The following is a 19,236-nucleotide window of genomic DNA, read 5'->3' as shown; positions in this document are numbered from 1 at the left end:
CGTCACCGGCCGCCCGGCCGAGCGGGCCCGCGCGGCTCGGCCGGAGGAGCGGCGTCGCCGGGGCCGCGGCGTCCTCTTGACGCTCGCGCTCGTTCATCGGCGAATGCCGCTCGTGTTCACCGGCTTCCGCGCGGCCTTCGGCTCGATCGCGATCTTCGCCGCCGTCGCGCAGGCGCCTTACCAGTGCGCGAGCGAGGTCGACCCGGATCGTCGCGTGTACGAGGACCCGAGCGAGGCCCTGTACGCGCTGGCAGAGCGCTTCAAGACGAGCGGCGATCGCCGCGCCCAGGTCGACACGTTGCGCTTCCTGGTCGAGCGGTATCCTGCCAGCCGGTTCGCCCGGATGGCCCGGCAGGATCTCGAGGCGCTCGGCGAGGCGGGGGCCCCGGCGGAGCGCCCCCCGGGCGACGGAGCGCGATGACGCGCCGCCGCCGGCGCGCTGGAGGACGGCCATGCTCACCCCGAGGTTGACCCTGATCACCCAGGCGGCGGGCGTCCCGGAGCCGGTCTTGCTCGCGCGGCTCTCGGCGTTCGGCGCCCTGCCCCCCGAGGCCCGCGCCCGCGTGGCGGTGCAGCTCCGCGATCCCGAGCTCTCCGGCGCGGCGCTCCACGCGCTCGGCAGGCGCTTGCGCGACGCCACCGCCGCGCTCGGCGCCTCGTTCCTCGTCAACGATCGCCTGGATCTCGCGCTCCTCCTCGGCGCGGACGGCGTCCACCTCGGCCGCCGCTCGGTCGCGGTGGCCGACGCGCGCGCCCTGCTCGGGACGGGCGCCTTCGTCTCCGTCGCGTGCCACGGCGTCGACGACGTGCTCCGGGCGGCCGAGGCCGGCGCGGACGCCGCCGTGCTCTCGCCGATCTTCGCGACGCCCGGCAAGGGCCCGCCGCTCGGCATCGCGGCCCTGCGCGAGGCGCGGGCGCGCCTTGCCGCGGCCTCGCGCAACGTCGCGGTCCTCGCCCTCGGCGGCATCGACGCGGCCTCGGCGCCGGCCTGCCTCGCGGCGGGCGCGGACGGGGTGGCCGCCATCCGCGCCGACTTCAGCGGCGCGCTGCCGGCGCCGCGCGCGGGGTGAGCTGCGCGCGTCGATGCCGCCGCGGCCGCGCGGCGAGCTACCGCGCCCAGAGCGCGGCGAGCGGCAGCTCGACCGCCTCGAACGGCTCGGGCCGCACGATCTCGTCGCCTTCGTAGGTGTCGAGCAAGGACCACCGCCCGTCGTCGAGCCGGTAGACCTCGAGCGTCTGCGCGACGGGGTTGAGCAGCCAGGCGTGGCGGACCCCTTCGCGCCGGTAGATCCGCATCTTCTTGCCCCGGTCGACGCGCTCGGTGCGCGGCGAGATCACCTCGCAGACCCAGTCGGGCGCGACGTCGTAGTGCGCGGGCGCGTCCTCGGGCCCGAGCGCGTCGGGCATGCGCTCGCGGCGCCAGCCGGCGAGGTCGGGGACGACCTTGTCGGGCCGTGATCCCAGGTGAAGCTCGGGCTCGTCGAGGATTACCCATCCGCCAGGTCCACCGGTGCCCAGATCGAACGGTCCCCCGAGACTCGTACCCAGCCGCGACGCCGTCCGCGTGTGCGGCCGCGCCGGCCGCGGGAACGTGTACAGCTCCCCGTCGAGGATCTCGGCGACCATCTCGTCCGGCACGGCCTGGAACGCGGCCTCCACCTCGGGCGCGTTGCCTGGAAATAGCGGGTGCTGCGCGCTCATCGGCAGATCCTAGCACCCCTGCCGTTCATCGCGCGCGCTCCGCGCCAGCCAGCGCTTCCCTCGACGCTGGCAATAGGCCTTGCTACTAGGCCGGGCCATGTCCGAAGCGTCCTCGAAGAAACCGACCGACGGCCCGCCCGAGCCCCTGTTCGACAGGGTGGCGACCGAGCTGAACTTCCCCGCCGACGAGGCGAAGATCCTCGCCTTCTGGAAGCAGCGCCGCATCTTCGAGAAGACGCTCCGCGCCGAGACCCGCGCCACCGGCCCCTCGCGGGGCACGTTCGTCTTCTACGAGGGCCCGCCGACCGCCAACGGCATGCCGCACAACGGCCACGTGCTCACGCGCGCCGTGAAGGACATCTTCCCCCGGTACAAGACCATGCGCGGCTACGACGTGCCGCGGAAGGCCGGCTGGGACACGCACGGGCTGCCGGTCGAGGTCGAGGTCGAGAAGGAGCTGCGCATCCACGGCAAGGCCGACATCGAGCGGTACGGCGTCGAGCCGTTCATCTCGCGCTGCGTCGACTCCGTCTTCCGGTACACCGAGGCGTGGGAGAACCTGACCGACAAGATCGGCTTCTGGGTCGACCTCGACAGCGCCTACGTCACCTACCACCGGAGCTACGTCGAGAGCGTCTGGTGGGCGCTCTCCCAGCTGCACAGGAAGGGGCTGCTCTACCGCGGCCACCGCGTCTGCTGGTGGTGGCCCCAGGGCGGGACGGCGCTCAGCGCGGCCGAGGTCGGCTCGAACTACAAGACGGTCGACGACCCCAGCGTGTTCGTCGCGTTCCCGCTCGTCGACGAGCCGGACACCGCGCTCTGCGCCTGGACGACGACCCCGTGGACCTTGCCCTCGAACGGCTACGCCGCGGTCCGGCCCGAGTTCGATTACGTCGTCGTCGACGCGGGCGCGGCGCCCGTGGCCGGCAAGCTCATCGTGGCCGCGGCGCTGCGCGAGGAGCTCGCCAAGAAGTTCAAGCGGGACCTGCCCGTCCTCCGCGAGCTCAAGGGGAGCGAGCTCGTCGGCAAGCGCTACCGCCCGCCGTTCGACGCCTTCGCGAGGTCGCTCGAAGGCGCCTCCCTGCGCAGGAAGGACGGCAAGGCAGAGCCGCTCTACTGGATCGTCCTCGGCGCGGATTTCGTCACGCTCGACTCCGGCACCGGCATCGTCCACGTCGCGCCCGCCTTCGGCGAGGACGACTTCAACGCGCACCGGCGGCGGATCGCGGAGCTCGCCGAGCCGGGCGCCGACGTCCCGATGCTCTGCGCGGTGCGGCCGGACGGCACGTTCGAGCCGGGGCTCACGGCGTTCTCGGGCCTCTGGGTGAAGGACGCCGATCCGCTGATCATCAAGGATCTCGCGGCCCGCGGGCTGCTCGTCCACGAGGAAAAGTACCGCCACGACTACCCGTTCTGCTGGCGCGCGGACGACGACCCGCTGATCCAGCTCGCGCGGCCGGCCTGGTACATCAGGACCCGGGACAACATCGACAAGGCGATCGCCAACAACCGCGCGGTCCACTGGCACCCGTCGCACATCCAGGAGGGCCGCTTCGGCGACTTCCTCGCCAACAACGTGGACTGGGCGCTCTCGCGCGAGCGGTACTGGGGGACGCCGCTCAACGTCTGGGTCTGCGCGAACGACGAGGAGCACCAGCTCGCCCCGGCCTCGGTCGCCGAGATCGAGGCGCTGAACCCGCGCGCCTTCGACCACTTCCGCGACGCCAAGAGGGCCGACCCCGGCCTGAACGAGCACCTCATCGTCCACAAGCCGTGGATCGACAAGGTGACGTTCCCGTGTCCGAGCTGCGGCGGCGAGATGCGCCGCGTGACCGAGGTCATCGACGCCTGGTTCGACAGCGGGAGCATGCCGTTCGCGCAGTGGGGCTACCCGCACGCGGAGGGCTCGAAGGAGCTGTTCGATCGCGCGTTCCCGGCGGACTTCATCAGCGAGGCGATCGATCAGACGCGGGGCTGGTTCTATTCGCTGCTGATGGTCTCGACGCTGGTCTTCGACGAGGCGACGCAGGAGAAGCTCGGGCTGTCGCGGGTCCGGAGCTACCCGCACCCGTACCAGACGTGCGTCGTGCTCGGGCACGTCGGCGACCGCGAGGGCAAGAAGGAGAGCAAGTCGAAGGGCAACTACACGCCGCCCGAGGTCATCCTCGAGCGCGTCCGGATGGAGTTCGCGGCGGCCGACGGCGCCGACGCCGGGCTCGGCGCGGCGAAGGACGGCGTCGCGATCATCGCGCGCGAGGACTACGAGGGGCTCGATCTCACGGGCGACTCGGCGAAGGTGCGGGTCTACCGCGCCGATCGCGAGGGCGCGGCGGTGACGCTGGAGCTCAGGCCCGCGACGGGCAACAAGCGCCTCCCGCGCCGCATCGTCGCGCTCTCCCGCGGAGACCTAGACCGCCTGGGCCTCTCGCCGGCCGACAAGGCGTTCTCGGTGATGCCCAACGACGTGCCCAGGCTACCGCAGGACCAGCGCGTCTTCATCGAGGACCCGGCGACGCCCGCGCCCGGGGCCGACGCGTTCCGCTGGTTCTTCTACGTGTCCTCCCCGCCGTGGACGAACACGCGCCACTCGCTCACGAACGTGCGCGCGTACCAGAAGGAGTTCGCGGTCAAGCTCCGCAACGTCTATTCGTTCTTCACCATCTACGCGAACATCGACGGCTTCTCGCCCGCGGAGGGGAACCCGGGCGCGATGGACACGTCGCCCGCGGCGCTCGCGGCGAGCGCCGGTTACCGGCCGGCGCGGGAGCGGTCGCTCCTCGACCGGTGGATCCTGTCGGAGCTCGCGCTCTCGACGCGGGAGGTGACGGCGCACCTCGACGAGTACCGGCTGTACGAGGCGGCGCAGCGGCTCGTCGATCTCGTGGACGCGCTCTCGAACTGGTACGTCCGCCGGAGCCGCGCGCGCTTCTGGGCCCCTTCGATCGGGGACGCCCTGGAGATCGCCCCGGGCGCGGTGCGGGCGGCCCAGGACAAGCGCGACGCGTACTTCACGCTGTACGAGGTGCTCGTCGCGCTCGCCAAGCTGAGCGCGCCGTTCACGCCGTTCCTCGCCGAGGCGATGTACCAGAACCTGGTGCGGCGGCCGTGGCCCGCGTCGCAGCCGGAGAGCGTGCACCTCGTGGCGTTCCCCCAGGCCGACGCCGCCGCGGTGGACGAGCCGCTCGCGATCGAGATGCGCGCGGTGCGCGAGCTCGTCTCGCTCGGCCTGCAGGTGCGCACGGCGAACAAGCTCAAGGTGCGGCAGCCGCTCTCGCGGGCCGACGTCGTGCTGTCGCAGCAGGGGCTCGCGGCGGCGCTCGCCGAGCACGTGCCGCTCATCGCCGAGGAGCTCAACGTCCACGAGGTGCGCTTCCTGAAGCCCGGCGAGGAGGGGAGCGCGGTCCGCTACGTGCTCAAGCCGAACTTCCGCGCGCTCGGGCCGAAGCTCGGCAAGAAGGTGCAGCTCGCGAAGCAGGTCCTGGCGAAGGCCGACGCGGCGGCGCTCCGCGCGGCGCTCGCGACCGAGGGCAAGATCGCGATCGCGCTCGACGGCGAGCAGGTCGAGCTCGGCCCCGAGGAGATCGACGTCGCGGTCGAGGCGGGCGAGGGCTTCGCGGCGGCCGGCGGCCGCGCGGGGGTCGTCGTGCTGCACACGGCGCTCACGGACGTGCTCCGCGACGAGGGGCTCGGCCGGGAGATCCTCTCGCGGGTGCAGGGGCTGCGGAAGGAGCTCGACCTCGGCTTCACCGAGCGGATCCGGCTCGCGCTCGACGGCGGCGAGCGGGCCCGCAAGGTCGCCGAGGCGGCGCGCGAGATGCTCATGCAGGAGGCGCTCGCCGCCGAGCTCGTGCTGGGCGCGGCGCCCGCGGCGTGGGGGCAGGCCGAGCGGCGCGAGGTCAACGTCGACGGCGAGGCGCTCGCGATAACGCTCGCGCGGACGGCGTGAGGGCGCCGGGGGGGATCTGCCGCGACGGAGACTCGGACGAGCGCCCCCGCCCGGGCGCTCGGCGCGTGCTCAGTACCGCTCGCTGTCGTTCTTCGGCGCCATCGGCCACGCCGGCGCGCTCTCGCCGTTGATCGTCGTGCCGCCGTTCATGAACGCGCCGGCCAGGCGCAGGAAGCCGGCGGGGAAGTCGAGCGTCGGCGCCGAGAGCGCGTCGAGCGCGGCCACCTGATCGGGCGCGAGCTTCACCTCCAGGGAGGCGAGATTGTCGTCGAGCTGCGCCAGCGTGCGCGCGCCGATGATGGTGGAGGTGACGCCCGGCCGGGCCACCACCCAGGCGAGCGCCACGCGCGCCGGCGTGGTGTCGAGATCCCTGGCGATCTCGACGAGCTTGTCGACGACGGCGTACGCCTTGTCGGTGAGCGCGGAGAGCACGAACGGGCCACGATCGGCCTTGTGCTTGCCGGCATTTTCCCGCGTGTACTTGCCGGTGAGCACGCCGCTCTTGAGCGGCGACCAGGGCGTGACGCCGAGGCCCAGCTCGCGCGCCATGGGGATGAGCTCCCCCTCCACCGTGCGCTCGAGGAGCGAGTGCTCGATCTGCAGCGCGATGAACTGCGCCCACCCGCGGAAGCCCGCCAGGCCGTGCGCCTGCGCCACCTTCCACGCCGGCGTGTCGGAGACGCCGACGTAGCGGACCTTGCCGGCCGCCACCAGATCGTGGAGGGCTCGCACGGTCTCCTCGATGGGCGTGTTCCTGTCCCAGACGTGCATCCAGTAGAGGTCGATGTAGTCGGTCTGCAAGCGGCGCAGCGACTGCTCGCACTGCGCGAAGATGGCCTTCCTCCCGGCGCCGCCGCCGTTGGGGTCGCCGAGGTAGAGGTTGGCGGTGAACTTGGTGGCGATCACCGCCCGGTCGCGCTTGCTCGGGTGGCGGCCGAGGTGGTCGCCGATGATCTTCTCGGAGTGGCCCTTGGTGTAGGCGTTGGCGGTGTCGATGAAGTTGCCGCCGCGCTCGATGAAGCGATCGAGGATCGCCTCGGACTCCTTGACGCTGGATCCGAAGCCGTGGTCTTCGCCGAAGGTCATGGCGCCGAGGCACAGGGGGCTGACGCGCAGCCCGGAGCGGCCGAGGGTGACGTAGTGGTCGAGGTTCATCGTGGTCCTCCTGGGGGTTCGGGCTGAAGAGCCCTCGCTGGACCGCACCGTGCGCCCGTGCCGGCGTGCAATCTTGGAGGAAACGGCCGAGACGGGGCCGGGTGGGTTGATGACAGTCCGAGGCGAGCCCACGATGGCGAACGTGGTGGGATCGATCGAACAGGCCATCGCGCGGCGCGCCCCGCATCCGGAGGCCGGCGCGCCGGCGTCGCGTGTGCTCCGCAATTTCGTCGTCGCCGTCCGCGCCAGCGCGCCGCCGATCACGAACCTCGACCTGCTGCCCGATGGCACGACGTCGCTGGTCTTTCGCCTGCTCGACGCGGACCGCGCCGACCTCGTCGTCCTCGGGCCCAAGACGCGCGCCGTGTACAAGCGCGTGCCGCGCTTCCTGCTCGCGGTGCAGGTGGTCTTTCGACCCGGCGGCGCGTACCCCTTCTTCGGTGTGCCGATGGACGAGCTCGCCGATCGCATCGTCCCGGCGGGTGATCTCTGGGGCCAAGGCGCCGACGCCCTGCTCGAGCAGCTGGTGGCGATCGGGACCGGCGTCACGCTGGACTCCGCGCGAGCTCGCCTGGCGGTGATCGAACGCGCCCTCGAAAGACGCATGCTCGGTCCCGACGTGTTCGAGCCCGCTTCGGCGGCCGTCGCGCGCGCCGCGCTCCGGAGGCTCTCGCTCGGAGGAATCACCGTGGAAGAGACGGCGAGCGCGCTCCACGTCAGCCCGCGGAACCTGCGGCGCGCCTTCGTTGCGACCGTCGGCGTCTCGCCGAAGCAGTACGCGCGCATCGCCCGCTTCCAGCGCGTCGTCTCGAACGCGCAGGTCGCCCGCGGGTCGTGGTCGGAGATCGCCCTCGCGAGCGGGTACTGCGATCAGCCGCACCTGGTCAGGGAGTTCCGTGAGCTCGCGGGGCTCTCGCCGGTGGCGTTCATGAAGCGACGCTCGACCGGCGACATCAGCGGCTCGGGTGGAGGCCGTGGATGAACGCTCCAACGGGGCTCCAGGGCGTTCGATGCGACCGCGCGGATCGCGGGGCTCCGGCGCGATTACGTGCCGGGCCTTACGATCCTGCGGGTGTGACCGCCTCGCATCGCGGGGCGGCGCTCCTTCGGCAAGGATCTTGTTGCGGACATCGCTGGCGAGGCGTTCGATGATCCTCGTCGGGTGGGGCGCATCGGAGATTTTCAGGACGGTACCGAGACCGAGGGCCGCGCATCGCCGGCCCGTGACGGGCGATGGCCTGCCCGGTGGACGTCCTCGAAGCGAGGCTCCGCGCCGCGATGATCACCCACGTCTACGTCAGCAACTACGGCAGCGTCGGGGCTGGGCTCGAGCTCACGCTCGGGTCGCTGACCGCGCTCGTCGGTCCGCCGGGCTCGGGCAAGGGCTGCCTGCTCGACGCGGTGCGGTTCCTCGCCGAGTGCGCCAACGGGGCGTTCGATCTGGCGGCGGCGAACCGGCGCGGCGCCGGCGCGCTGGAGGGCGCGCGCGGCGACGGCGCGCTCACCACGCTCGGGGTCGCGGTCTCCAGGACCGAGGGCCACGGGTTCTGGCTCGTGCAGCTCGCGCCGGGAGAGCGGGAGGGCGAGGCGCGCGTCAAGAGCGAGACGGCCGCGTGGTGGCAGCGCAGCGCGCTCACGCGGCTCGTCAAGCCGGGCCTGCGCGAGGTCTTCGACGCCGGCAGCGACGCGCCCGAGGTCTCCTTCGACCGGCTGAAGGGCAGCCCGAAGGGGTTCTCGCGCAAGGACAAGGGGCGCAGCGGCACGCTCGCGTACCGCGGCGTCGCCCCCATCGCCGTGAGCGGCACGAAGCTCGTCCTGCCGCTGCTCTCCGATGGACCGCTCACCCCGATGCTCGACGAGCTGCGCCGGGCGGTCCTCTACTCCCTCGCGCCGCGCACGCTGCGCTCGCCCCAGAAGCTCAGCGCTTCCCGGCGCCTCAAGGCGAGCGGCGACAACTGGGGCTCGGTCCTCCGCGCGCTCGCGAAGGAGCGATGGCAGGACGATTTCCTCGCCGGGCTGTCCCAGGTGATCGGCGACGTCGACGGCGCCCGCGCGTCCTCGTCCGGCGGGTTCCTCGTCCCGGAGCTGCGCCACGGCGTCGACGGCGACGGGCGCGAGCGCTGGCGGGCCGCCGCGGACGAGCCGGACGCCACGCTGCGGCTCGCCGCCATGGTCACGGCGCTCTCGCAGGAGCCCCCGCTCGTGCTCGCCGGCTTCGAGCACCCCGACGCGGGCGTCGATCGCGCCGCGCTCCCGGCGCTCCTCGAGTACCTGCGCGGCGCGTCCGCCCAGCGCCAGCTCCTGCTCACGACCGAGAGCCCCGCGCTCCTCGATCTCCTGCCGCCCGACGCCGTCTACTCGGTGGAGCGCCGCGACGGCGCGACCGCCGCGTCGTCCATCGACGAGGCGCAGCGGAGGGCGCTCCGGGAGCGGCTCGGCGCCCCGGAGAGCCAGCGCTCGGTGGCCGCGCGCGCGGCGCGCGCCGGGCGCCCGCCCGGTGCCTCCTGAGCCCGCCCGAGCGCCGCTACGACGCGAGCCGCTCCCCCGGCGGCGCGAGCGGCGACGCGCCGTAGCGCGCGAGGAGATCCTCAGGATCGAGGTAGATCGCCGCGCACCCGGCCTCGAGGAGCTCCATTTCAGGGAAGCCTCCGCAGAGGAGCCCCACCGAGAGGAGGCCGAGCTTCGCCGCGGCCTCGGCGTCGGACGGCGCGTCGCCGACGAGCACGACCTCGCGAGGATCGACGCTGCCGAGCCGGTCGAGCGCCGCCTCGAGGACGTCGGGGCGCGGCTTCGACCTGTCCGCGTCGTCGGCCGATACCGTCCACGAGACCAGATCGCCCACCCGGGCGAGCTCGACGCTGGCGTCGAGCTCGCCGCGCGGCGTCGGCGAGGCGAGCACGATCCGGCGCCCGTCGCGCACGACGCGCTGGAACAGCTCGCGCACGCAGGGGAACGCCCGGGCGCCCGGGAGGAGCTCGCGCCCGTAGATCTGGTCGCGCAGCGAGGAAATACCGGCGCCGATCCAGCCGAGCTCCTCGGGCGAGAGGAACGTCTGCAGCAGCTGGTCCGCGCCCTTGCCGACCTGGCTGCGCAGCTTCTCCCGCGGGACCTCGCGGCCGAACCGCCGGAAGGCCTGCTGCCAGGCGGCCGCGTGCAGATCGACGGTGTCGAGGATCGTGCCGTCGACACCGAAAATGACGGCGCTGACGCTGACCATGGCGCGACACGTGGCGCAGGGCGGGACGCACCGCCATCGGAGGGCTCCCGACGGCCCCTCCGCGCCGCGCCGGCTGCGCTCGGCCGGAGTCGCGATAGACTGGCCGGGGAGGTCGAGCGGGCAGGGCGATGACGACATGAACAGGCGGCTGTCTGCACTCGCGGTCCTCCTCGGCGGGCTGCTCGGCCCGGCCGGCGCCGCAGCGGCCGAGCCCGCGCTGATCGCGGTCGATCTGGACGACGACGACGCCGACGGCGTGCCGGACGGCGAGCAGCCTCGCGCGCCGCCCGCCCCGGAGCTCCTGGCGCTGCGCGCGCCGCGCGGCGCGAGCCAGGCGCCCGCGGCGATCCCCGCCGGCCTGCGGCTCCTCGTCGACGGCAGCCCGGTCAAGCCCGGCGCGGCGATCCCCGCGGGCGCCCGCCGCGTCGAGATCCAGGCGGTCCGCGCCGGGCGCAGCGAGATCGCGCTCTTCGGCGAGGCGCGGACGATCAGCGCGTTCGAGGTCCGCGCGATCGACGGCGCCGGGCGGCGCATCGACATGGCGCGCTCCCACGCCTCGCTGCAGCGCACGCCCCCGGACCGGCTCGGCGACGATCCGTTCGCGAACCTCGACGATCCCGACGCGATCCGGCTGCTCGTCATCGGCGCGCCGGAGGATCTGCCGCTCACGCTGGACATCCACTCCGCGGCGCCGTCCGGCGGGGCGATCGATCGCCTCCCCGACGTGCCGCTCGGCCACGTGCGGTGCCCGGAGGACGTGCCGCCGGGCCTCGTGTGCGGATCGACGCGCCCCCTCCGGGTGGTCGCGGACGACATCGATCGCAACCACCCGATGATCGTCGATCGCTCCGTGAAGGGCGAGGTCGGCGGGGCGCTCGTCGTCGCCCTGCCCGGCGGGCCGAAGATCCAGATGATCCGCGTCGCCGGCCCGCGCGCCTCGCCGCTCGGGCCGCTCGGGCGCACGCGCGCGCGCCTCCGGATCGTCATGGTGCGCCCCCGCGCCGGCGGCCCGCCGCCGATGGGCGGAGACGACGCGGGCGCGCTCGCCATCGCGCGCGCGGAGGTCGAGCGGGCGAACGCCCTCTGGGGCGCGTGCGGCGTGAGCTTCGGCCCGCCCGAGGCGCTCGACGTCACCTTCGTCGATCCGCCGCGCCCGCACCTGCTCGCGATCGGCTGCGACCACGGCCTGCCGGCCAGCGGCGGCGCGATCCGGGTGCGCGTCGACGGCCACGAGGTCACCGCGGCGATCGCGCCCCGCGCGCGCCCCGACGCGGCGGCCCGGGCCGTCGCCGCGGCGATCGGCGCGGCGGGGTTCTCGGTGCGCCTCTCCGACAACCCGGCCATCGGCGCGGGCGCCTACGGGACCGCCGACGTGCTCGTGCGACGGCCGGGCGGCGCGCTCGCGACCATCGAGCCGCCGACGGCGGGCGCGCTGAGCACCGACGCGACGCTCACGGCGTGCATCGGCGCCGTGGACCTCGACGACGGCCTCCAGCACTTCAGCGACACGGACGCGATCGCCGGCACGGTCGAGGAGCGGGCGCTGCTCAAGGCGTTCGACGACGGCGATCCCTCGACCGTCGACGTCGTGATGGTCCCGAGCTTCGCGGGCGGCGGGCGGATCGGCGAGTCGTTCATCTTCGCCGACGGCGGGGCGATCCGGAACACGATCATCGAGGATCGCGCCGGACTGCGCGCGGATCGCGCGTCGTTCGCGCTGTCGCACGAGCTCGGCCACGTGCTGCTCGACGAGCCGGGGCACCCGGACGATTTCGGGATCGACACGCCGACCCGGCTGATGGACGCCGACGCGGCCAACGCCTCCGCGTACGGGCCGCGCCGCATCACCGTCGACGAGTGCGCGCGTGCGATCAGACAAAGCGGCGCGGCGGCGCCGCGCCCGGGCCAACAGAGCGGTGCGGCGGCGCCGCGCCTGGGCGGGTACCCGCCGCGCGGCGCGAAGGGCGCTCCGGCGGGGGCCGAGGCGGAGGCGCAGGGCGGCGCGCCCGGGTTCCGGCCGAGCGGCCCTGTGCCGCTGCTCGCGCCGTGGCCGCTCGCCCCGCTCGGTCGAGAGAGGTGAAACGCCGCTTCGCGCTGTGGTAGGAGCGGGCCCATGCGGGTCCCCCAGCGGAGCGGCCTCTTCAGCGGCGTCGCAGCCCTCGCGTGCGCCTCGGTCCTGCTCGAGATCTCGCTCGCGCGGATCTACGCGGCGCTGTTCGGCGAGATCCACGCGTTCCTCGCGCTCTCGCTGTCGCTCGTCGGCGCGGGCGTGGGCGGCGCGCTGCTCTACGTCGTGCCGTCGCTCGCCCGCCCGCCGGCGCTCTTCGCCCGCATGGCGACCCTCGCCGCGCTCGCGTCGGGCGCGACCCTCGCCGCGGTCATCCTGCTCGCGCACCGCGAGCCCCTGTCCGTCCCCGCGCCGGGGTCGCTCCCGTGGCTCGCGCTGTGTTACGCGGCCTCCACGGTCCCGTTCGCGCTCGCGGGCCTCGCGCTCGCGGCCGCGATCCGGCACGCGGCGCCGGAGATGCCCCGGCTCTACCTGCTCGATCTCGTCGGCGGCGCGCTCGGCGGGCTCGCCGCGGCCGGCGCGCTCCGCGCGGGCGCGCCCCGCGCCGCGCTCGCGGCGGCGATCTTCTTCGCGGTGGCGGGCATCTTCTTCTACCTCGGGTCGCGCTGCTGCGAGGGCGAGGAGCGGGCGCCCGGCGGCCTCGTCGCCACGTTCGTGCTCGGCTCCTTCGTGCTGCTCGCCGGCGACGTCGGCGCCCCGTGGCTCCGGCTCGCCGGCATCCGCCGGGCGTCGCCCGACCGGACCGAGCACGAGGCCTGGACCGAGCGCTCGCTGATCTCCGTCGATCGACCGAAGGCCGGCGCGGCGCTGATGCGGCTCGGCGGCGCCGCGGCGAGCCCGATCCTCGACGCGAAGGCGACGCCCCCGCCGCAGCCCGAGGACATGGCGTACGCGCTGCACAAGGACCAGGGCCCCGCGCTCGTCGTCGGCGCCGGGGGCGGGCGCGACGTGCGCGCCGCGCTCAAGGCCGGGCAGAAGGACGTTGTCGCCGTCGAGGGCGACCGCGGCGTCCTCGAGGTGATGCGCGGGAGGTACGCCGCGTTCAGCGGCAACCTGTTCGACAAGCCCGAGGTCCACCTCGTGGTGGGCGACGGGCGGAGCTTCGCCAGGCGCACGCCGCTGCTCTTCAGGAACATCGTGATCCCGTCGGCCGACACGGTCGAAGCGTCGACGACCGGCGCGCTCGCGCTCTCGGAGAGCCGGCTCCACACGCTGGAGGGCGTCGGGGACTTCCTTTCGCGCCTCCTGCCCGAAGGCACGCTCGTCCTGGCCCGCGCGGACGCGGATTTCGATCGGCTGCTCTCGCTCGTGACCGCGGCGCTGCGCCGCGCGGGCGTGGCCGCGCCGAAGGACCACCTCTTCGCGTGCAGCGCCGCGCAGAAGACCGCGCTGCTCGCCCGGCGCACGCCGCTCGCGCGCGAGGACGTCGAGGCGCTCCGCCGCCACTGCCGCAAGCACAGGTTCTCGGAGGTCCTCGCCCCCGACCGCCCGGCGACCCCGGTCCGCAGCCTGCTCGTCGCGGCGGCCGCGCCCACGGCCTCCGCGGCGGCCGCGCGCGTCGCCGACGGCGCGGCCGCGGAGGCCGATCTGACGCCGCCCACCGACGACAGGCCGTTCTTCGCGTACACCGTCCCGGCGCGCCGCCTGCCCGCGGTGCTCGGCGACGTCGGGGCCCTCCGCGCCGGGCACACGGCCCTCTTCGCGCTCGCGCTGCTGCTCGCCGTCGGCGCGGTCCTCTCCGCGCTCGGCGTGCTGCTCCCGGTGCTCGCCGCGCGCCGTCGGCGCGGGCACCTCGCGCCGCAGGACGCGCCCGCGCAGACGGCGCGCGCGTCGACCGCGTCGTCGACGCCGTCCGCCCGAGCGCTCGCGTTCTTCGCCGCGATCGGCGCGGGGTTCGCGCTCGTCGAGCTCGCCGTGCTACGGCACGGTCTCCTCCTGCTCGACCTGCCCGCGCACGAGCTCCCGGCCGTGCTCGTGATCCTCCTTGTCTCGGCCGGCGTGGGCGGCTACCTCACCGCCCGGGTGGCCCCGGGCGACGCGACGGCGGTCTCCGCGAGGGTGGCGGAGGCGCTGGCCGTGGCCGCGGCGCTCTCGGCGATGGGCCTCGTGCCGCTCGCGCGGTGGAGCCTCGGGCTCGGGGCCTTCCCGCGCGCGCTCCTCGCCATCGCGCTCCTCGTGCCGTTCGGCGTGCTCGCGGGCTCGCTCGTGCCGCTCGGGGTCAAGATCGTGGACTCGGTCTCGTCGGCGCTGCTGCCGTGGTGCTGGGCGCTCTGCGCCTTCGCGGGCGCGACCGCGATGGCCCTCGGCGCCCTGTGCGCGCTGAACCTCGGCTACAGCGCCCTGCTGCTCGGCGCGGGCCTCGCTTACCTCCTCGCCGCGGCGACCGTGCCGCCCGCCGCGGCCGGGGCGACTGCCGCAAGAGACGACGAGCGAGCGGCGTCGTCCGGAGGCGCCGCCGCCAGCGAACCACCGTCCCGGGACGCCGCAGGGGCGCAGCCCGAGGCCCTCGAGGCGGCGCCGATCGCCTGAGCGCCCGGCGCCGCCGGCGTCACCGCCGCGCGGCCAGCAGGAGGTGCGCGAGCAGGCCCGCGATGTTGTGGGCGTCGTCGACGCCGCGGTGGTGCGTGCCCGCGAGCGGCAGGCCGGCGCGCTCCAGGGCCTCGGCCATCCCCACCTCCCGCGACAGCGCGTGCATCACCGCGAAGAGGCTCTTCACGTTGAGGTGGCTCGGCCCGAACGGGAGCGGCACGCCGCGCGACTGGCACTGCCGCTCGAACATGCGCCGGTCGTAGTCGCCGTAGCTCGCCCAGAGGCGATCCTGCGCCTTGAGCTCGCTCCGGAGCGTCGCGCACGCCTCCCTGAACGACACGCCCGCGTCGACGTCCGCCTGCGTCAGCGTCGTGAGCGCCGTACAGAACGGGCTCACGCGCGAGCGCTCAGGGCGCACCAGGATCGAGCGCCGCTCCCGGCGCCGGCACGAGGCGACCTCCAGCGGGCACACGCCGATCTCGATGATCTCGTTCTCTTCGCCCGGCGGCGGGTCGCCGTCCCAGCAGGTCGCTTCCACGTCGATCACGAGAATGAGATCAAGACGCTTCGCCACGTCGTCGCCCTCGGCATGTAGTGAGGAGTGCGCTGCGAAGGTAACGGGGATCGGGACGCAATTTCCTTCAGGATTTTCCCGACCGTCCGGAAACGCCTTGGGCGGTTCGCTTCGTCCGGGCAAAAACCGAGTAGAAACGGGACATAAGCCGGAGGTGCACCCACACGTCGTTGGTCGTTTAGGCACCCAATCCGCTTGCTTGGCGGGCCTGGTCCATGGACACTCGTCAGGTAATTTCTGACGAGGTTCTCTACGTGGATCCTGGCTCCCAACTGCGTTGCTCCTCCGGTTCGGCCAGGGAGAGGTCCGTGATCGCTGAGGCGCTGCCTGACCCTGCCGACCCGGGCCTCGGCCCAGCCGAGGAGCGACGGCTGCCGCCTCGTTCCGGGATCGTCCGCCACGCGGGCCGCGAGCGGGGGGCGCCGAAGGGGCTCCCGCCGGGGCGTGGCGCCGGGGCGGTAGGCGGGATCACCACGGGGGCCCCGGCGTGTGGGCGGCTGGCCGTCGATCCGCTCGTCGGTCGTACAGAGCACGGACTGCACATCGAGCGGCTCATCGCCGAGGGGGGGATGGGCGCGGTGTACGCGGCCCGCCGCGCCGCGACGGGAGAGCCGGTCGCCCTCAAGGCGCTCCGGCGCGTGCACGCGGGGGACTCCGGGATCGAGAGCCGGTTCGCCCGCGAGGTGCGGCTCGCCCGCCGCATCGACCACCCGAACGTCTGCCCCGTGCTCGGCGAGGGGCGCCTCGAGGACGGGCGGCCGTTCTTCGTGATGCCGCTCTTCGACGGCGTGACGCTGAGCGAGGAGGTCCGGCAGCGCGGCCCCTTGCCGATCGGCCGCGCGCTCTCCCTCGCGGACCAGATCCTCGCCGGCCTCGCGGCGATGCACGCGGCGAAGGTCGTCCACCGCGACCTCCAGCCCGGCAACATCCTGCTCGTCCCCGGGGCGCGGGGCGCCGGGGCAGGGGAGGGCGCGACGACGGTCAAGCTCATCGATCTCGGCTTCGCGCACGAGCCCGGCGTCGACACGGGCGACGGCGTGACGCCGGACAGCCCCGGGTCGCTCGTCGGCACGCTGCGCTTCATGTCGCCGGAGCAGGCGATGCGGAGCCGCGCGATCACCGAGCGGAGCGACCTGTTCGCGGCCGCGCTGCTCATCTACTACGCCCTCTCGGGCAAGCTCCCCTTCCGGGGCCGGGGCGATCTCGACGTGCTCGTCGCGATCGTGCGGTCCGCGCCCGTGCCCCTCCGGCGGGAGCGCCGTGATGTCCCGCGCGTGCTCGACGAGGTGCTCTCGCGGGCCCTGTCCAAGCACCCCGACCACCGCTTCCCCAGCGCCTCGGCGATGCGCGACGCCCTCGCCGACGTGCCGGTGTAGCCAAGGCAGCGCTCCGCGCGCCCCGGCGCCGGCCCGCTCCTTGCCACGACGGTGCCGCCTGCACCGCGCCGCCCGGCACCGCGATCCGGGGCTGTGCACGCGCTGCTCAAGCGCGGCGGCGCGGGGCGGTGAGCTTCACGCGAGGGGAACCCCATGGACGCACTCGATCTCTTGGAGCAGCAGCATCTCGAAGTTAGCGCCCTGATAGCGCGCATCGCCGCCGAGCCCAGCCCGGGCCTCCGGACGGCGATGGTCGCGCAGCTCTCCCGGATGATCGACGCGCACGTACGCATCGAGGAGACGTACCTCTACCCGGTGTGTGCCGAGCGGATGGCCGGCGACAGGAAGCCGCTCCACGACGCGTACGAGAAGCACGGCCTCGCGCGCTTCGCGGCGGACAACCTGCTGCGCACGCGCGTGACCGATGTGCGCTTCGAGGCGCGCCTCCGGCTCCTGCGGGACATTTTCGCCCACCACGCCGACGAGGAGGAGGACATCCTGTTCCCCAAGGCGAAGCGGGGCCTGACGGACGAGCAGCTCGACGTGATCGGCAGCGATCTGGAGCGCGCTTACGAGGTGCTGCTGCGCGTCGGCGTGCCCGCGGGCGCCCCGCTCGCGCGCTCGCAGCGCGGCTGGCCCCGGCGCGGTGCCCACGCCGTGCGCTCCCTGCGCCCCGTCTCACGGCGCCGGGGCGAAGCGCTCCGCGTCCGGGGCTGCTAAACCGGGACGGGGCCGCTGAAGGCCCCGAAGAAGCGCGCGATCCAGACGGCGAGCATCAGGACCGCCAGCGCGATGCCGAGCCGCGTGACCCACGCGCCCTGCATCCCCTCGGCGGCCGCGATGCGGCCGTCCTTCACGTAGATCGCCGCGTTGTACGCGAGCGCGGCGATCACGAGCGGCGCCATGACCGGGGAGAGAGGGTGGAGGCGCAGCGCGTCGGCCAGGTGGCCCTGCGCGAGGGCGAGCGTCGCGCGCGTGAGCCCGCAGCCGGGGCAGGGGTGGCGGGTGACGATCGCGAACGGGCAGAGCGGGGCGCCGCACGCGACGAGGAGCCCGAGCACCGCCGCCACCGTGCCCAGGCGCGCAGCGCGGCCGCGCACGTGCGCCGCGCTCCATCGGGACAGGGCCGACGGAGCGGGGGAACGGGCTTCGGTCGAGCTGGACGGCGACACGGCGGAGGACCGCGGCGCGGGTCAGGCCGCGTTCGGGTCCCAGACCTCGTTGAGGTCCTTCGCGAGGGCGTAGAGCGGGAGGAAGACGTAGAGCACGATGCCCTCAGCCTGCTGGTTGCGCGAGCCGGCCATCTGCTTGGCCCGGGTCACTTGCTCCGGCACCTTCACCCAGAGGAAGTAGTAGTTGAGGAACGGGATGAAGAGGTACCAGGGCTTGAACTCGGGGTCCTTCGTCGCCTGCTGGAGCTCGTTCAGCATCGCCCACATCTGCCAGAGGGCGTAGAGGAAGCAGACCATCCCGATCACACACACCGTGACCGGATTGCGGATCTCACCCTTCGCGCCCGGGGCCATCGAGCCGCCGCCGCCGTACACGCCCAGGTTGCTGGCCGCCTGGCCGAACTGGCCGGGCGCCGACATCTGAGCGCCGCCGGGCGACCCGCCGTAGCCGGGATCGCTCACGCCCGGAGGGCTGCCGTAGCTGCCGCCGGGCGAGCCGCCGTAGCCGCCGCCCGGAGGGCTGCCATAGCCGCCAGCCGGCGAGCCGCCGTAGCCGCCGCCCGGAGGGCTGCCGTAGCTGCCGCCCGGGGGGCTGCCGTAGCCGCCGCCCATCGGGTCCTGGCCCGGAGGCGGCCCATACCCGCTGGCGCCGTGCTGCGGAGGCTGCCCGTAGCCGGGAGGCGCGCCGCCAGGCGGCTGCCCGTAGCCGGGCGGCTGCCCGTAGCCGGGCGGCTGCCCGTAGCCGGGAGGCGCGCCGCCGAGGCCGCCCATCGGGTCCTGGCCCGGGGGCGGTCCGAAAGGATTCCCGCCCGGACCGCCCTGAGGGGGCTGGCCGTAGCCTCCCTGAGGGGGCTGGCCGTAGCCTCCCTGAGGGGGCTGGCCGTAGCCTCCCTGAGGGGGCTGGCCGTAGCCGCCGGGCGGAGGAAACGCGCCGGGCGGCGCGCCCGCGGCCCCGCCCATGCCGCCGGGCGGCTGGCCCGGGGCGCCGTACCCGGGCAGCTGGTCGATCGCCATGGTGCCGCCGAGCGGGTTCACGCCCTGGGGCTGCTGGCCGAACGGCGCATAGCCGCCCGACGGGCTCGCGGCCGCGCCGCCGAAGGCCGGGCCAGACGGCTGCTGTCCGCCGGGGGACGGCGAGCCGTAGCCCATCCCGGGAGGCGGCGGGGCAGGGGGAGGCCCCGCCGAAGCGCCGAGCCCCGCCGGCGGGACGCCGACCACCGTGCCGGCGAGGCCCTGCGGCGGGCTCGGGATCGCGGCCATGCCCGGCGGCGCTCCGGCAGGAGGCGCCGGAGGCGGAGGCGCCCCCGGCGCGCGCGGACCCGCCGCGCCCGCCCCGGAGGACGGCTGACTCATCAGCATGGTGCCCTTGAACTTCGGCGCGGCTGCGCTCTTCAGGTTGTAGCCGCACTTCGTGCACGTGGACGCCGTTTCCGAGTTTTGCGTCCCACAATTCGGACAGAACACGCACCACCTCCGGCGGGGGATTCGCTGTTACGGA

Annotated in this window: 15 protein-coding genes; 9 read left to right on the top strand and 6 right to left on the bottom strand. The window is 74.3% G+C overall.

The genetic code is table 11. The features are described from left to right. The first annotated feature begins 103 nt into the window (after positions 1-103). Both WMF39_RS23335 and WMF39_RS23330 read left to right on the top strand, forming a co-directional pair. Positions 104-421, top strand: coding sequence for a tetratricopeptide repeat protein (locus WMF39_RS23335; protein ID WP_437747664.1), 318 nt, complete (start codon positions 104-106; stop codon positions 419-421). Between the two features lie 31 nt (positions 422-452). Continuing rightward, positions 453-1,070 carry a thiamine phosphate synthase gene (locus tag WMF39_RS23330; RefSeq protein ID WP_437747663.1) on the top strand — a complete coding sequence of 206 codons (618 nt, stop codon included), beginning with the start codon at positions 453-455 and terminating at the stop codon, positions 1,068-1,070. A 37-nt stretch (positions 1,071-1,107) separates the two neighbouring features. Here the strand turns inward: WMF39_RS23330 and WMF39_RS23325 are convergent, their stop codons facing one another. Then, the gene (locus tag WMF39_RS23325; protein ID WP_437747662.1) at positions 1,108-1,701 is read right to left on the bottom strand and encodes a Uma2 family endonuclease; all 594 of its coding nucleotides are present in this window, start codon (positions 1,699-1,701) and stop codon (positions 1,108-1,110) included. A gap of 97 nt (positions 1,702-1,798) precedes the next feature. Between WMF39_RS23325 and ileS the strand changes: the two genes are divergently transcribed. Beyond that, the gene (gene ileS / locus WMF39_RS23320) at positions 1,799-5,647 is read left to right on the top strand and encodes an isoleucine--tRNA ligase (protein ID WP_437747661.1); all 3,849 of its coding nucleotides are present in this window, start codon (positions 1,799-1,801) and stop codon (positions 5,645-5,647) included. Between the two features lie 69 nt (positions 5,648-5,716). On the opposite strand, the gene WMF39_RS23315 is transcribed toward ileS, so the two are convergent. Next, positions 5,717-6,802, bottom strand: coding sequence for an aldo/keto reductase (locus WMF39_RS23315; protein ID WP_437747660.1), 1,086 nt, complete (start codon positions 6,800-6,802; stop codon positions 5,717-5,719). 133 nt (positions 6,803-6,935) lie between these two features. On the opposite strand from WMF39_RS23315, the gene WMF39_RS23310 reads away from it, so the two are divergent. Together WMF39_RS23310 and WMF39_RS23305 are read left to right on the top strand one after the other, a co-directional pair. After that, positions 6,936-7,784: a helix-turn-helix domain-containing protein gene (locus WMF39_RS23310; protein WP_437747659.1), complete on the top strand. Its 849-nt coding sequence runs from the start codon at positions 6,936-6,938 to the stop codon at positions 7,782-7,784. Positions 7,785-8,047: 263 nt separating this feature from the next. Beyond that, positions 8,048-9,310: an AAA family ATPase gene (locus tag WMF39_RS23305; RefSeq protein WP_437747658.1), complete on the top strand. Its 1,263-nt coding sequence runs from the start codon at positions 8,048-8,050 to the stop codon at positions 9,308-9,310. A 16-nt stretch (positions 9,311-9,326) separates the two neighbouring features. Here WMF39_RS23305 and WMF39_RS23300 read toward each other — a convergent pair whose 3' ends face one another. Continuing rightward, positions 9,327-10,019, bottom strand: a complete 693-nt coding sequence (locus tag WMF39_RS23300) for an HAD family hydrolase (RefSeq protein WP_437747657.1) — start codon at positions 10,017-10,019, stop codon at positions 9,327-9,329. 136 nt (positions 10,020-10,155) lie between these two features. Between WMF39_RS23300 and WMF39_RS23295 the strand changes: the two genes are divergently transcribed. Both WMF39_RS23295 and WMF39_RS23290 read left to right on the top strand, forming a co-directional pair. Next, complete coding sequence (locus WMF39_RS23295; RefSeq protein ID WP_437747656.1) at positions 10,156-12,099, top strand: hypothetical protein; 1,944 nt, start codon at positions 10,156-10,158, stop codon at positions 12,097-12,099. A 33-nt stretch (positions 12,100-12,132) separates the two neighbouring features. Beyond that, positions 12,133-14,616, top strand: coding sequence for a hypothetical protein (locus WMF39_RS23290; protein WP_437747655.1), 2,484 nt, complete (start codon positions 12,133-12,135; stop codon positions 14,614-14,616). Positions 14,617-14,635: 19 nt separating this feature from the next. On the opposite strand, the gene WMF39_RS23285 is transcribed toward WMF39_RS23290, so the two are convergent. After that, on the bottom strand, positions 14,636-15,190 hold the full coding sequence (locus tag WMF39_RS23285) for an exonuclease domain-containing protein (RefSeq protein ID WP_437747654.1): 555 nt from the start codon (positions 15,188-15,190) through the stop codon (positions 14,636-14,638). 308 nt (positions 15,191-15,498) lie between these two features. Here WMF39_RS23285 and WMF39_RS23280 point away from each other — a divergent pair, with 308 nt between their 5' ends. Together WMF39_RS23280 and WMF39_RS23275 are read left to right on the top strand one after the other, a co-directional pair. Continuing rightward, positions 15,499-16,566: a serine/threonine-protein kinase gene (locus WMF39_RS23280; RefSeq protein ID WP_437747653.1), complete on the top strand. Its 1,068-nt coding sequence runs from the start codon at positions 15,499-15,501 to the stop codon at positions 16,564-16,566. 153 nt (positions 16,567-16,719) lie between these two features. Then, positions 16,720-17,286, top strand: a complete 567-nt coding sequence (locus WMF39_RS23275; protein ID WP_437747652.1) for a hemerythrin domain-containing protein — start codon at positions 16,720-16,722, stop codon at positions 17,284-17,286. Here WMF39_RS23275 and WMF39_RS23270 read toward each other — a convergent pair. Both WMF39_RS23270 and WMF39_RS23265 read right to left on the bottom strand, forming a co-directional pair. Next, entirely contained in the window at positions 17,283-17,666 is a 384-nt protein-coding gene (locus tag WMF39_RS23270; RefSeq protein WP_437747651.1) for a DUF2752 domain-containing protein, read from the bottom strand. The genes WMF39_RS23275 and WMF39_RS23270 overlap by 4 nt on opposite strands. Positions 17,667-17,759: 93 nt before the next feature. After that, complete coding sequence (locus tag WMF39_RS23265; RefSeq protein ID WP_437747650.1) at positions 17,760-19,202, bottom strand: zinc ribbon domain-containing protein; 1,443 nt, start codon at positions 19,200-19,202, stop codon at positions 17,760-17,762. Between the last annotated feature and the right edge of the window lie 34 nt (positions 19,203-19,236).

Origin of the sequence: Sorangium sp. So ce1504, assembly GCF_051521635.1 — a bacterium.
GTDB classification, from domain to species: domain Bacteria; phylum Myxococcota_A; class Polyangia; order Polyangiales; family Polyangiaceae; genus Sorangium; species Sorangium cellulosum_B.
This window is presented reverse-complemented; position numbering and strand designations above follow the sequence as displayed.

Excerpts from the sequence above, each read along its gene's own strand:
- WMF39_RS23335 (WP_437747664.1), top strand. The coding sequence starts at position 104 with ATGCCGCTCGTGTTCACCGGCTTCCGCGCGGCCTTCGGCTCGATCGCG.
- WMF39_RS23330 (WP_437747663.1), top strand. The coding sequence starts at position 453 with ATGCTCACCCCGAGGTTGACCCTGATCACCCAGGCGGCGGGCGTCCCG.
- WMF39_RS23325 (WP_437747662.1), bottom strand. The coding sequence starts at position 1,701 with ATGAGCGCGCAGCACCCGCTATTTCCAGGCAACGCGCCCGAGGTGGAG.
- ileS (WP_437747661.1), top strand. The coding sequence starts at position 1,799 with ATGTCCGAAGCGTCCTCGAAGAAACCGACCGACGGCCCGCCCGAGCCC.
- WMF39_RS23315 (WP_437747660.1), bottom strand. The coding sequence starts at position 6,802 with ATGAACCTCGACCACTACGTCACCCTCGGCCGCTCCGGGCTGCGCGTC.
- WMF39_RS23310 (WP_437747659.1), top strand. The coding sequence starts at position 6,936 with ATGGCGAACGTGGTGGGATCGATCGAACAGGCCATCGCGCGGCGCGCC.
- WMF39_RS23300 (WP_437747657.1), bottom strand. The coding sequence starts at position 10,019 with ATGGTCAGCGTCAGCGCCGTCATTTTCGGTGTCGACGGCACGATCCTC.
- WMF39_RS23295 (WP_437747656.1), top strand. The coding sequence starts at position 10,156 with ATGAACAGGCGGCTGTCTGCACTCGCGGTCCTCCTCGGCGGGCTGCTC.
- WMF39_RS23290 (WP_437747655.1), top strand. The coding sequence starts at position 12,133 with ATGCGGGTCCCCCAGCGGAGCGGCCTCTTCAGCGGCGTCGCAGCCCTC.
- WMF39_RS23275 (WP_437747652.1), top strand. The coding sequence starts at position 16,720 with ATGGACGCACTCGATCTCTTGGAGCAGCAGCATCTCGAAGTTAGCGCC.